Origin of the sequence: Bacillus luti (assembly GCF_009739945.1) — a bacterium.
Lineage (GTDB): Bacteria > Bacillota > Bacilli > Bacillales > Bacillaceae_G > Bacillus_A > Bacillus_A luti.
The window spans coordinates 2,522,163-2,535,490 of sequence record NZ_CP040336.1 but is presented as its reverse complement, the minus strand read 5'-3'; the positions used below and the strand labels follow the sequence as shown (position 1 = coordinate 2,535,490).

Annotated in this window: 19 protein-coding genes; 3 read left to right on the top strand and 16 right to left on the bottom strand. The window is 33.3% G+C overall.

Translation table 11 applies throughout. The features are described 5' to 3' along the window. Positions 1–39: 39 nt before the first annotated feature. The 3 genes from EUC40_RS12960 to EUC40_RS12950 all read left to right on the top strand — a co-directional run bounded on the left by EUC40_RS12960 (position 40) and on the right by EUC40_RS12950 (position 1,576). A complete protein-coding gene (locus EUC40_RS12960) occupies positions 40–360 on the top strand; it encodes a 2Fe-2S iron-sulfur cluster-binding protein (RefSeq protein ID WP_071711996.1) in 321 nt (106 codons plus the stop codon). Positions 361–364: 4 nt separating this feature from the next. Further along, on the top strand, positions 365–1,030 hold the full coding sequence (rpiA, locus tag EUC40_RS12955; protein WP_156576941.1) for a ribose 5-phosphate isomerase A: 666 nt from the start codon (positions 365–367) through the stop codon (positions 1,028–1,030). A gap of 111 nt (positions 1,031–1,141) precedes the next feature. Further along, the gene (locus tag EUC40_RS12950) at positions 1,142–1,576 is read left to right on the top strand and encodes a GNAT family N-acetyltransferase (protein WP_156575565.1); all 435 of its coding nucleotides are present in this window, start codon (positions 1,142–1,144) and stop codon (positions 1,574–1,576) included. A 55-nt stretch (positions 1,577–1,631) separates the two neighbouring features. On the opposite strand, the gene EUC40_RS12945 is transcribed toward EUC40_RS12950, so the two are convergent. From EUC40_RS12945 to EUC40_RS12870, 16 genes are all read right to left on the bottom strand, one after another. Then, the gene (locus EUC40_RS12945) at positions 1,632–2,144 is read right to left on the bottom strand and encodes a hypothetical protein (RefSeq protein ID WP_156575564.1); all 513 of its coding nucleotides are present in this window, start codon (positions 2,142–2,144) and stop codon (positions 1,632–1,634) included. Positions 2,145–2,197: 53 nt separating this feature from the next. Continuing rightward, positions 2,198–3,394, bottom strand: a complete 1,197-nt coding sequence (locus EUC40_RS12940) for a macrolide family glycosyltransferase (protein ID WP_156575563.1) — start codon at positions 3,392–3,394, stop codon at positions 2,198–2,200. Between the two features lie 83 nt (positions 3,395–3,477). Beyond that, positions 3,478–4,158 (bottom strand): formylglycine-generating enzyme family protein, encoded by a 681-nt coding sequence (locus tag EUC40_RS12935; RefSeq protein WP_156575562.1) that lies wholly within the window; start codon positions 4,156–4,158, stop codon positions 3,478–3,480. Positions 4,159–4,316: 158 nt separating this feature from the next. Beyond that, positions 4,317–4,823 (bottom strand): DNA topology modulation protein, encoded by a 507-nt coding sequence (locus tag EUC40_RS12930; protein ID WP_156575561.1) that lies wholly within the window; start codon positions 4,821–4,823, stop codon positions 4,317–4,319. Continuing rightward, the gene (locus EUC40_RS12925; protein WP_156575560.1) at positions 4,820–5,749 is read right to left on the bottom strand and encodes a phosphotransferase enzyme family protein; all 930 of its coding nucleotides are present in this window, start codon (positions 5,747–5,749) and stop codon (positions 4,820–4,822) included. Before EUC40_RS12925 ends, EUC40_RS12930 begins: the two co-directional genes overlap by 4 nt. 24 nt (positions 5,750–5,773) lie before the next feature. Beyond that, positions 5,774–6,160, bottom strand: a complete 387-nt coding sequence (locus tag EUC40_RS12920; RefSeq protein WP_156575559.1) for a ribosomal maturation YjgA family protein — start codon at positions 6,158–6,160, stop codon at positions 5,774–5,776. Between the two features lie 73 nt (positions 6,161–6,233). Next, positions 6,234–6,614 (bottom strand): MmcQ/YjbR family DNA-binding protein, encoded by a 381-nt coding sequence (locus EUC40_RS12915; RefSeq protein ID WP_156575558.1) that lies wholly within the window; start codon positions 6,612–6,614, stop codon positions 6,234–6,236. Between the two features lie 15 nt (positions 6,615–6,629). Further along, positions 6,630–7,034: a GNAT family N-acetyltransferase gene (locus EUC40_RS12910; protein ID WP_156576940.1), complete on the bottom strand. Its 405-nt coding sequence runs from the start codon at positions 7,032–7,034 to the stop codon at positions 6,630–6,632. Between the two features lie 35 nt (positions 7,035–7,069). Further along, positions 7,070–7,486, bottom strand: a complete 417-nt coding sequence (locus EUC40_RS12905; protein ID WP_156575557.1) for a GNAT family N-acetyltransferase — start codon at positions 7,484–7,486, stop codon at positions 7,070–7,072. Between the two features lie 33 nt (positions 7,487–7,519). Then, entirely contained in the window at positions 7,520–7,696 is a 177-nt protein-coding gene (locus tag EUC40_RS12900; RefSeq protein ID WP_156575556.1) for a hypothetical protein, read from the bottom strand. Next, the gene (locus EUC40_RS12895) at positions 7,693–8,487 is read right to left on the bottom strand and encodes a serine hydrolase (protein WP_244322191.1); all 795 of its coding nucleotides are present in this window, start codon (positions 8,485–8,487) and stop codon (positions 7,693–7,695) included. The genes EUC40_RS12900 and EUC40_RS12895 overlap by 4 nt, the downstream gene beginning before the upstream one ends. Positions 8,488–8,622: 135 nt before the next feature. Further along, complete coding sequence (locus tag EUC40_RS12890) at positions 8,623–9,135, bottom strand: GNAT family N-acetyltransferase (RefSeq protein WP_156575555.1); 513 nt, start codon at positions 9,133–9,135, stop codon at positions 8,623–8,625. Between the two features lie 50 nt (positions 9,136–9,185). Further along, on the bottom strand, positions 9,186–10,187 hold the full coding sequence (locus EUC40_RS12885; RefSeq protein WP_156575554.1) for an HAAS signaling domain-containing protein: 1,002 nt from the start codon (positions 10,185–10,187) through the stop codon (positions 9,186–9,188). Continuing rightward, a complete protein-coding gene (locus EUC40_RS12880) occupies positions 10,174–10,521 on the bottom strand; it encodes a PadR family transcriptional regulator (protein WP_156575553.1) in 348 nt (115 codons plus the stop codon). The genes EUC40_RS12885 and EUC40_RS12880 overlap by 14 nt, the downstream gene beginning before the upstream one ends. 168 nt (positions 10,522–10,689) lie before the next feature. Further along, positions 10,690–11,022 carry a DUF952 domain-containing protein gene (locus tag EUC40_RS12875; RefSeq protein ID WP_156575552.1) on the bottom strand — a complete coding sequence of 111 codons (333 nt, stop codon included), beginning with the start codon at positions 11,020–11,022 and terminating at the stop codon, positions 10,690–10,692. Between the two features lie 85 nt (positions 11,023–11,107). Next, positions 11,108–13,177, bottom strand: coding sequence for a HelD family protein (locus EUC40_RS12870; protein WP_156575551.1), 2,070 nt, complete (start codon positions 13,175–13,177; stop codon positions 11,108–11,110). Between the last annotated feature and the right edge of the window lie 151 nt (positions 13,178–13,328).

Sequence of the window (13,328 nt, the reverse complement as noted above, 5' to 3'; positions counted from 1 at the left end):
AAATATGTTATGTACAATTTTACGTGAGGAGGAACAAATTTGCCAAAATTAACAATTGAAGGTGCGGGAACTTTTGATGTAAAAGAAGGCACAAAGTTAGTATTAGCAATTGAAGATAACGGTGTACACATACTCCATCGTTGCGGTGGAAAAGCGCGTTGCACAACTTGTAGAGTAGAAATAATAGCCGGTGACTTCTGTGAAGTAAGTACGAATGAAAAAAATGCGATGACGGAAAAAGGGATTGAAGATCATTTACGACTATCATGTCAAATGCGCGTACATAAAGATATAGTTGTTCGTCCGGTGCTTACAGTCGAAAATTCAGGTCTTGATGCTGGGCCACGTCCGGTAGAGTGACATGATAAATTTAAAACAGCTTGCAGGTGAATACGCCGCTAACTTTGTACAAGATGGAATGAACGTTGGGCTTGGTACAGGCTCAACTGTATATTGGACGATACAAAAGTTAGGACAACGTGTACAAGAAGGTTTATCCATTCAAGCTGTACCTACATCTAAGGAAACTGAAGCATTAGCACAACAACTAAACATTCCGCTGATTTCGTTAAATGACATACAAATGCTTGATTTAACAATCGATGGAGCTGACGAAATTGATTCAAATTTACAGCTAATAAAAGGTGGCGGTGGTGCTTTACTTCGGGAAAAAATCGTTGCCGCTTCCTCTAAAAAACTGGTTATCATTGCTGATGAATCGAAACTCGTTACACATTTAGGTACTTTCCCATTGCCTGTTGAAATTATACCTTTTTCATGGAAACAAACCGAAAATAAAATTCAGTCTTTAGGATGTCAAACAACGTTACGTTTAAAAAATAACGATACATTTATAACGGATAACAATAATATGATTATCGATTGTGTATTTCCTAACCATGTATCTAACCCAGCTACTTTACACGAACAATTAAAAATGATTACTGGTGTAGTTGAAACAGGCTTGTTTATAAATATGACGAGTAAAGCAATTATCGGAACTAAAAATGGGATAAAAGAATTATCATGAAAGCTGACTGTTTGAAGTCGACTTTTTAATGTGTTCTGCTTCTCTTAATAGCGTCTTAGTATGATATACTATGAAAACATACGCACATCATACTAGAAAGGGCTGAACATTTTGCAATCCAAACTCATAACAGAACTTACAGATTTAGAAATCGCATTTCATATTCGAAAAGAAGTATTTGTAAAAGAACAAGATGTCCCTCTTGAAGATGAATTCGATACATTTGATGAAATCGGTGAGGCATGTAAACATATTTTAGTTTATTATAACGAGATTCCTGTAGGTACAGGTCGTATACGATTTGTTGATGGCATAGGAAAATTAGAGCGCATTTGTATTTTAAAAGACTATCGTAAATACGGACTAGGGAAAGTAATCATTCAAGCATTAGAAGAGATTGCTCAAAACAAAGAAGCAACAAAAGTGAAATTACATGGGCAAACACAAGCAGAAGGATTTTATAAAAAATTAGGCTATCAAACTTCTTCTGATGTATTTATGGAAGATGGTATTCCGCACATCCTTATGACGAAAACATTATCATAATAGAAAGGGTACTAAATGATTACGCATTATAGATACATATAGTACCCTTCCTTTATTATTCTAAATATCCAGTAGCATCTAATGCCTGTAAATATTTTTTGAACAAAGGATTATCTAAGTTACATTCTTCTTTTTCTACTCCCATAAGGACAGTGAGTTTATGATACAATTTCTCCGAATGTCCTAATAGGTTGAAGTAATTCATATATGTCCCTTCCATACTTGCTAAAAATATAACGATTAACTTACCTTCTTGGATTTGCTGATTAAAGAAATCTTGCTCATCATACTGTGTGCTTTGCTCAGATTGATTGAATTGAATCATTTCAGCAAAATTACTTTTTTCCTCATTGCTAAACAAACTCGATAAAATATCTTGCTGATCAATCTTGTAACATTTTATTATCTCCTCAAAATTTGTATACGGATCATGCATCATAGAACCAATTTTGTCTTTGTCGATTTCGGTAGCCTTATACTCTTCCTTCAAAATCCGATCAATTTCAGTTATTGAAAATTCATTTGTGATCCTACGCATTTTATACTTTTCGTATAGTTTATTGATCATTCATTACTCCTTCTTAACAGAATAAGCTACTTACATTTCTGTTAAATCAAAATTTAATCACGATCTGTAAATGTGAAAATCTCATCAACTGCTTGTTTATACCCACCTGATTTTCGGAAAGACTCTTTCATATTCAATGCAGCTTCCTTAAATGATGAATTATGTAACACATGCTCTACACTTTCACATATTTGTCCTTCAGTTAATTCTTTCATTTGTAATGTAACTCCTGCCCCGATATTCTCCACTTGCTTTGCAATTACTGGCTGATCGGCACTTTGCGGGATTACAATGAGTGGAACCCCATTATAGAGTCCTTCATGCGTACTGTTCATACCACCGTGTGTAATAAATAGTTTCGTATATGTAAGCAGTTCAGTTTGAGGTACATAATTTTTCACAATAAAGTTTTTAGGTATATCGCCTAAATCACTTATTTTCGTGTTACTACCAATAGACATAACAATTGTATGCTCACTATTCTCAAACGCCTTAATACAAAGTTTATAAAAATCAATCGCTTCATTAAAAACAGTACCTAATGAAATATAAATTGAGCTCTTCATTTCAATTGAATTAAAATCAAAGACTTCATTTTTTACTTGTGCAGCGATAGATGGTCCCACAAATTTAAATGTGTCATCAAACGTATCTCCAAAAGGTTGGAACTCCTTAATTGTATACACAATAGTGAGTGGTGCTGGATTACAGAAAACTTCATATGGAGATTTTATTTCAACACCATATTTTTCTGCAATTCCTTTTGCTAAGTTTTGAAAATCATTATGTATCCTATCATGGACTTCCGCTGGGATATTTTTTGAAAGATGATCTAACATTTGTTCAAATGATTTTTCATCCTGCGCAAAAGATGTACAGGAATTAATTGCTGGTAGTTTAAGAATTTGAGCAATTAAACGACCGCACCCAAACATAGAATCGTGAATGATGTAATCAAAATGTTCCCCTTCAATTTCCTCTAAAATACTAGGGATTGCAACATCTGCTGTATGTAGAAGCCCGTTTATTCTTTCATGTAAGTAATTTCTACCACCAGACAGAAACGCTTTTAAAAATTTTTGATCATCAATTGTTCGCACTGTAGCACCTGTCTTTTCAATACGCTCCCTGAAAGCCTCTATTGAAAAATAAACGACTTCTTCACCGCGGGAAATCAGTTCCTCGACAACTCGCAAGGTTGGATTGATATGCCCTTCTGAACCGGTGTTAATGAACAAAACTCTAGCCATTATAAACACTCCTTAAGTTAAATCATTTCTATATCGTTAAGAGTACAGATACTCATTTCTTCGTTATTTGTGTTATTTTCCTACTAAATTGACCTAGCAAGCCTAAAACTAAGATCATCTATGTGAAACGTAGGATGGCTACGCCGGCGACAAGTAGCACCGCAACCTCTAGCTGCTTCAGCCCAACTGCCTCCACGAAAAATTCGGTACGATCCGTACACTTTTTCATCATACAAATCATAGCACCATTCCCAAACGTTCCCTAACATATCATATAGTCCCCATACATTCGGTTCTTTTTTGCCGACATCATGAATTTGTCCATTTGAATTTTCATTATACCATGCTATTTTCTGAAGTTCCCCGTATATATATCCCGCTGTACCTGCTTTACATGCGTATTGCCACTCTGCCTCAGACGGTAATCGGTAACCGTTAGATCCCAAATTACAACTCACCTTTTGATCACCATTACTAATAGAATAATACTCTGTTAATCCCGCTTTTTTAGAAAGTAAATTACAAAATACAATTGCATCATTCCATGAAACATTTACAACTGGCTTATTACTATCTTTATAACCATTTGATGTACTATTCGTAATAGCATAATATAACTCCGCTGTTACTACATACTTTGATAGAAGAAATGGTTGAATTTGAACTTGCCATTCTTTTTTTATACGATCATCTCGTAATACTACCTCTCCTGCTGGAATATTGACCATTAATGAATCGATTATGTGAATTAAATCGTTAGTCATTTTCTATTCCTCCAAGCATTCATTTTTCATAGATTAATAATGATATACTCATTACAAAATACAATTCGTAGTAAGTATTAAATTTATCATATTAAAAAACGATTAGTTTTATTAAACTAATCGGTAATATCCAAAAGGATTTGTTGCGCTACAGTTTATTATTGTATGTGCTTTAAAAACTCCCGAACCTCATTGGGGGATTTTAAAATAATAACCTTTTTCTCTTTGGGCAATTGCTCTAATCCTTTTAAAATTGTAGGTCGCTTCGCCTTTGGATATTCCCATATCCATTTGAAAAATGGTAAATCAAATCTTTCTTCACATCCCGCGCCCATATCTGGTCTTGTTTTATTTCGATATTGGATTACCCTTTTAAAAGCGCGATAAACACAAATTGCTCTGTGAATATCAAGAAAGATAATAGTGTCAGCTGCTTTAAGTCTTATATCCATTGTCCCGCCGTAATTCCCATCAATAATCCAATTTTCTTCTTTAATTAATTCATTTTGAACTGTTCTTTGTTCCTCTTTCGAAACACCTTCCCAATTTGGTTTCCAAAATAGTGCATCAAGATGATGCACCTTAATATTTAATTTATCTCCTAACTGCTTTGCCAATGTAGATTTTCCTGAACCACCGGAACCAATTAACATTATTTTGTTCATACCTTTACAATGCCTCCTATTGCTTCTTCAATATCCTCCTTATTAGCAAAAATCCATAAGAACATCTCTTCATTTAGCCTTAATAAGTCTGGTAATTGGACAAAATAAGTAACAAAGATTACTTGAATTGAAAGCATAACGTACCAAATGGCATTTATTTCTTCTTGTGTTAAATTATTTTGTTTATAATACCCTTCAAAAACTTTGCTGACGATATGTAACCATTTCCCTCTTAATGTTTCATCACTATATAACTCACTTAAAATGCTCGTACAACAATAGCATATATCAAATACTCTTACATTGTTTTCTAAAAGCTCAAAATCTATAAATCCTTGAAATTGATTACTTTTAAAGATTACATTCGATAAGTGCATATCGCGATGAATGATTTGTTTTGGTAATGATTGAACGGTTTCCTTGAAAGCGGTATGTAATTGTTGCATTCGTTTAATTACACCCCTATGAATATGCTCATTCTTTTCTAAAATTGGTAAAGCCCACCCATACACTACTTTGAATAAATCTCTTTTTATTAACTCATTTGCACAATTCACTGAATTTAATGCTTGATGTAGATTAGCTATTTCTTCTCCAATTATGCTCCCTAGCCCTTTCAGATTTTCTGTATCTTTTATTTCTAGTACATTTCCAACAACATACTCATACAAACAATAATACTTCTCTTTATAAAATACATACCTTTCATCACTTTTCGTTCGCACTATTTTTTGTACTTTTATTCCTTTTTCTTCAAGCCTTTCTAATACATCTAGTTCAACTAGAAGCTGCTCTATCAATCCCTTTTCCTTTAATATATAAAATTTATTATTACACGTAAGCTTCGTGACTTTCGATTGAATGCCTGTAGCTATCACTTGTTCATTTTGAAACCAAAACTTTGCAATTTTCAATGCATTCTCCATATACAAATACCCCCTTATTAATTCCTATTTCTTTTTTAACTTAAGCTCTAAAAGTATTCCTATCCCCACACCACTTGTATAAGCAACTAAATCACTCCACAAAAATCCGTAACCTAATATGAGTCCACCTAAAGTCGTTGCACGAATACTATCAATCCATGGTGAATGGTACAATTGGCTTATTTCAATCCCGTAGCAAAATAGTAAACTAATAAAAGTTAACTTCTTCGTTTCTATTTTAGGAAATAAAAATCCAAATCCAGTAAAAATCATTAATGCCCATAAAGCATCACCTAAGTAAGCATTTAATAGATCCGGTAACGCAAAAGCAAACTTTCTTGAACTCAGACCTAAAACAATGACGATGATAGTAAAGATTGCATATAGCATTCTATTTCTTTTATTTTTCATTACAAATTCTCCTAGTTTATACTTTTCTTTATCAAACTAAAACTAAAAATAACTTGCAAAATAATTTCACAAGTTATTTTTGAGCATCTTCACTTTTCATTTCATCCATTAACTCTTGCTGCTTTTTCTTTGAAAATGAGTGCAGTATTAAATCATACGACCAATCTATCATCTTATTAATTTGTTCTTTTCCTACATCCTTATGTATGTACACTGTGTTCCAATGCTTTTTATTCATATGATACCCTGGAATGATTGTTTCAGGATAATCTTCTCTGATTCTTAATGCGAGTTCTGGATCACATTTTAATGTAATCGCAGCTTTTTCACCTTCTTCATGGTTCAATATCGCAAATATTCTATTGTTTAACCTCATACACGTTGCGCTCCAGCCATCTGGAGAATCCTCTGTCGCTTTTCTTTTCGATAAACAATATGCTCTTGTTGCATTCATTCTAATTGGCACCTCTTATTCTTTCACGATTTGATTACGGTGCATCACAATTTGCTTCGTCGCTTGAAATTGCTGTTCACCATAAAACTGCAGTAGTTTCTCTCCGCAAAATAGACTAACAATATGAATATGAGATATTTCCTCGAGTAACATTGTAAGCATATTCTCTCCAATACCTTTATTTCTTACACTCTCATGTACGACAACATCTTCTATGTATGCTCGAAAAACACCATCAGAAACGATTCTAGCAAATCCAATTAATTCGTTTTCTTTCCATACTCCAATTGCTATACTATTCTTTAACATTTTTTCAATATCTATTTCTTTTCTTTCTGGCCACCAACCGACAGAATCATAAAGTGTTTTTATTTTCCCCACGCAGATCGGTTGTTCGTGTTGCAATTTATAAGTGTACATTTTAATACTCCCGCCATCTAGTCTACATAACATTATTATAATCTCTTTTCGAAAAAGTGTTGATTATGCCCTTTCGGGTGATCTTCAACAACACCATATTCTCTGTAACCATGCTTTTTGTAAAATTCTGGCGCTTGGAAACTAAATGAATCTAATAATATTAATCTACACCCTTTTTCCTGCGCAATTTCTTCGATTTTATGTAGCAATTGACTGCCGTATCCATCATGGCGAACTGATTCATCAACCCATAAAAAATCGATATGAAGATGATAAAAATACATCGTTCCTGTTACACCACCAAAAATTTTCCCTTCTTCATCTTTCACTACAAAACTTACTTGTTCCATCTGTTGTTTTACTTCATCTGTTAAGATGGACATGTTATATTGAATTACTTTATTTTTTATGTATTCTCCTTCATTGCGAGTACCACTTTCTATATGTTTCATATATACCATCCTTTCAGCTTAGTAAGCTACATTTTATTTTTTCTCTTCAGAAACACGTGTGCCAAAAAGCAATACAATACAAATAAGGATCGCTGCAAAATAAATTGTATCTAATGACAAATTGTGATAATATAGTGCGATTCCAACTTCAAGAGCAATAATTGTTACAATTAAAAAGATAATCGTTGAAGTTTTTAAGTTTCTCTTCAATTGTTCACCTCTAGCATGTTTTCAATATATTCTTTGTATATGTGGTTCAAAGCTGCTGCAAACTCTTCATCTACCTCTATATTTTCACGTCGATTAGGTAAATCTTTTCCTCCAATAACATAAAGAAACGGGAATTCATTAAACATTCCTATTATACCAATATTTATTGTAGCTGTGGACAATCCACCTGTCATATGAGCTAAATGATATGAAGGTATTCCATCATATTCACCTTGTTGTCTTACCATCCCGTTTACAATTGGTTCCCATAATTCTGGTTCTGTTTTATACCCTTGAAAAATATGAACTAAAAGCGAAAGAACTTGATTTAACTCTCCAATATTTTTCTCGTCTTTAGGGTTTTCCTTGATATAAATCTTCGAAAAGTATGTTAAAACATATTCTCTGACAGTATTCCATCCTCCGCAATGCATTACAATTGACTGCGCAACATAACTGTCATGACAAGCTATCATCACCTCCACCGCTTTACTAAGTCTTAATGTAGTTCTTCCTTGTAAATGTGGATATAACTGTGCACTATCTTCACCTGGATTAAACTTAATGTGATGAAGTATATCATTCCAAGAAACTTTTTTCTCCCTCACCATCTTTGCTAGTGCAAATCCAATTGCCACTTTAGCTGCTGATGCTAATGGAATATATAGTTCATCATTATATGAAGCAATTACACGTTCATTTTTTGTAGAATAAATAGCTACTCCTACATGACCAGATTGTATCTCTTTTATTTTTTGAATGACAGTTTCCATTTCCATTCCTCTTTTCACATCGTAATATCACCTTCTAATAATTCAATATAGAATATAAAATTCCTTTCTGAAAGATTATTTTTGCTATTACAATAAGAAAAAGGTAGCACGGATTATTCCTTGCTACCTAAAAATAAATTTCACGAAAAACTTCTATTCTTCTAAAGGTTTTACAGGTCCATTAAGCTCCAATTGATAAAAGGCTAAATCTAGCCATTTATCAAATTTATAACCTGCTTTTTTTATTGTCCCTACATGAACAAATCCATAGTTTTGATGCAAAGCAATACTTTTCTCGTTTTCCGCATCAATTCCAGCAATTAAGGTCATATATTCTCTTTCTTTTGCAATTTCGATTAATGTTTTCATTAAAGAAGTCCCAATCCCATTTTTTCTATATTCCTTATCAACATACACCGAATGCTCAATTGAATATTTATAAGCAGGCCAAGCTCTAAATGGTCCAAATGTCGCAAATCCTACTACTTTATTATCTAATTCGTATACGAAAATGGGATAACCGTCAGCCTTTTTTTGTTCATACCAATCTATTCTATTTTCAAGGGTCACAGGTTTATATGCATACACAGCCGTTGTATAAAGTATCGCATCATTATAAATATCTAAAATAAAGGCTAAATCTTTTATCGTTGCTTCCCTTATCATTGTTTTCTTCCTTTCATAATCATTATCTTATTGGAATTTCTGATTCATTTTCACATACGAATACTTGCTTTTCGGAAACCATCAAATATATTTATTGCAGCAGATAATGTGTAAATGAAAATTCCACCGCCAATTAACCACGTTTTAAATTCCTCTGGGGAAGTAGTAAATGTATTTGCCAAATACGTAATGAATCCTTCGTTAAATAAATGAGGATTTACTACAATTACAATAAATATGATTGTTCCTACTACTTGAAGAATCGCATTTCCAATTGCTAATCTTTTCGTCCATTGTCCCTGTACTAACTTATAAAGAGATATAGCTACTTCGAAAACGATTATAACCAAAACGATTGGCCAGTATTGAAGTAAAACATCTTGATTAAACGTCGGCGAGACAAACTTCAGTCCATTTTCTGTACCATGATATACGCCTACAAGATGATTCGCATAAAAGTAAATTGTAGCCCATATTGCCGTCCACATTAACCCTCCAAAAACTTCAAACTTTGAAATCGCCTTTTTCTTCGGGATATACGAAACATTTTTCAAGTCATCTGGTGTCCATTTTTTTAAGCTTGTTGTTAATGGGTGTGGATCCTTTTCTTTATCAGTTCTTTCTAAAACAGCAAATACAAGTGTTAGCCAGAAAAATACATGGAGACCCACTTCAAAAATTTCCCCAATACCTTTACCTATCAATTGTAAAATAACATTTAATACCGCTTGATCACCATTATAGCCTATAAAATTTTCTGCAACCATTGAAATGAGCGCAATAACAGCTGCAATTGGTATAATCATTTTTAATAGCGTCGTATATACATCAAAATAACGTGGTCCAATTAAATGCATTGGTCTATCCAAGTACCCATTAGCCAATGAAACTGGACTTCCCAATTTTTCGAGTACGCTCTTCACATCTTCCTCATTATAATCGTCTGGTAACATATCCTCTATTGTTGACCGTAGTTCAAGTGTAATATCTTCACGATTTTTTTCAGGTAATCTCTTCGCAACTTCATGGACGTACATATCAATCAAACTCATTTTCATCCTCCTCCTTTAATAAGTTATAAAGTTCTTTCGAATCCTTTACCCACTGCTTTTTCAATTGTAAAAATATCTCTGATCCATAATTACTTAAAACATAATACTTACGAGGTCTACTCTCCATTTTATCCCAACTACTCGTCACTAACTCCTGCTTTTCTAATCGGCGAAGTAGTGGATATAAAGTACTTTGATCGATTACGATTCCTGATTTCTCTAATAATTGGACAAGTGAATATCCATATTGCGGCGTTCTTAATTGGCTTAAAACCGCCAATGTTAAAGTCCCTCTTCTTAGCTCAGTAATTAATGAATTTAATAAAGCATCCATTTATTCACCTCATTTCCATTACTATATGTCATACAGTATATGTTTTATACTATGTATCGTACAGTATTATTGTGACAAAAACAATACTTATTTACAAAAAAAGGATAATAAAAAGCACAAATTATATAATTTGTGCTTTTCTAACTAACTTAAATACCTATAACACTCTTAACTTTGTACCTCTGGTAATATAAACTCTCCTTTTTCTTTAGGAAATGAGCTAACCTCTACAATCGCCTCAACATTGATTACTCCGTATACATGCGGGTATTCTTGACCGTTTGAAGCAAGTTCATATTTAATTTCTGCTTTTACTAGTGATGGATCTATTGTAAGTAATAATACATCTTCTTCGTGAATGAAATGTTTTTCTGCAACTTTTAGGGCTTGGTCTAATAATGAACAATGAATAAACCCCTCATTCTTAAGAGAGGCTTCATTAATTTCTCCAGCTGCTTTTGCAATTTCCAAATTCCTTTTTGTTATTACTTTTGTAATCATACTCATTTTCCTCTTCTATCTTTCTATAGAAAAACAAGAGAATTTTCTGTGCCTTACTAGAAAATCATCTTGTTTTTTATTTATTTTATCCTTTAATTAACGGAGACGCTTGTCCACTATAAAAAATCCATAAATCATGAAGTGATCTCGTACATCCGACGTATAGTAACTTCGCATCATGTTTTGTATTTGTGTAATGTTCATCATCCACATCGATTAATAATACAGCGTCAAATTCTAAACCTTTCGCTAAATAGACAGGTACTACAGAAATACCACCTTCATATTTACTTTGATCGGCTTCAATTACATTCACTTTTAATCCTGCGTTCGTTAATTTCTCATACATTTCACGGCATTCATCATCTGTTCTACCTATTACCGCAATTGTTTTCACATCTTCATTTTGCAGCTGTTGCAACGTTTTCACAATTTCAGTGAATTGATCTTCTGTACCAATTACTTTCACATCTTCACCACTACGGAAAACTGGTGTTGCAAGCCCTACAGGAATTTCTGCATTTTTAATTATTTCATTTGCAAATTCAATAATTTCTTTTGTAGAACGGTAACTTCTTGTTAATTCAAAGTAACCTGTTTCTTGGAATACGTCCTTAAAAGCACTCCAGTCTTCAATTCCTTGATAATCATAAATCGCTTGCGATAAATCACCTAATATAGTGAAAGAATTACCTAATGTAATTTCTTTTAATACATACACTTGGAAAGGCGAGAAATCTTGCGCTTCATCAATAACGACATGATGAAACTTCTGTCCGATTTCAATTCCTGTCGTGCGGTGATGTATGTAAATTAAAGCAGGCAAATCTTCTACATACACTTCTTTTTTACGACAACTCTTTTCTGTTTCTTGAACAAGTTCTTCAGGTAGTACGTCGAGTATTTCTTTACTTTTCAACATTGAACTGTATAGTGAAAGCGGGCTCATTTTTGGCCAAAAATTCATATAGGTATTCAATCTCTTTGTTGCTTCTTTTTTTAGTAACTTTTTCTCGTTTGTTTCTCCATACTTTTTAAGCTCAATTTCAATCCAGCGTTTCATACGGCCAACTAAACGTTCTCTTCTTTTCTTTAATGGATAATGTTTATATTCCACTTGCATCCATTTTTTAACGTCTTCCACTGGAATAATAGCTTTATCCCACGCCTCAAAATCTTTTGTTGGCACTAAATCATTTTCAAATTGAATCATTCTTTCTTCTATAAACGTCTTAAATTCCAGCGTTCCTTTTAATTTACCGAGCATTACCTTTTTTTCATCGCGATTAATTGAAAAAGCTTCTTTCAATTTTTCTTCTGTTTGCTTTAGTTTCACCGAACCCTCTAACGTACGTAACGCCCAATCCGGAAACGTTGTTTGACTAATATTTCCTACCCCTAATTCAGGAAGTACGCTAGAAATGTAATCTAAAAACAAACTGTTTGGAGCAAATACAATCATTCTCTCCGCTTCTAATTGTTCACGATATTCATAAATTAAAAAAGCAAGGCGATGTAAAGCGATTGTTGTCTTTCCGCTCCCTGCAACCCCTTGGATTAATAATGGTAAGTTTCTTTCTGCACGAATAATATCATTTTGTTCCGATTGTATAGTCGAAACGATATCTTTCAATTTATTATCTTTATTCTCACCTAATCGATATAGAAGAAAATCATCGGCATGCGATACATCTTCATTTCCTTTTACATATGTATCTACAACACGTTCAAGCTCTCTTTTTCGAATAGAAATGTTTCGTTTCAAATAAACATCGCCTTCTACCAACCCGTCTGGTGACTGATAAAATGCTAATTCATCACCACCGGTAAATGAATAAAACATACTTGCGACAGGTGCTCGCCAATCTATAACCATCGGTTTCATCGTATCTTTATCTGAAACACCTACTTTACCGATGTAAATCGGCATAACCTCTTCTTTGCCATCCTCCTGAAAGTCCAATCTTCCAAAGTACGGCTCTTGTACACCGATACGTAAGTTTTGTCTATTAGACTCCCTCATACTTTCAAGAATTTGCTCTTTAAAATCTTCTCCATAATAAACCGGGATTTTTTCAAGCTGTTCTAGTTGCTCATCCATCGTACATAAAATATCTTTCATTTTCTGTAATTCTTCTTCAAATATGTTACTCATTTGATGATTCCCTCCTGTCCGTTCCAATTTTTTCAGTCGAAATATAATTGTATTAAAAATCCATTCATAAAGTCAATAGTTAAAATGAGAATTTTCCGAAATAAAGAAAAGAACCAAAAAACATACTTCTTTTCCTAAGATATCCTAAAAT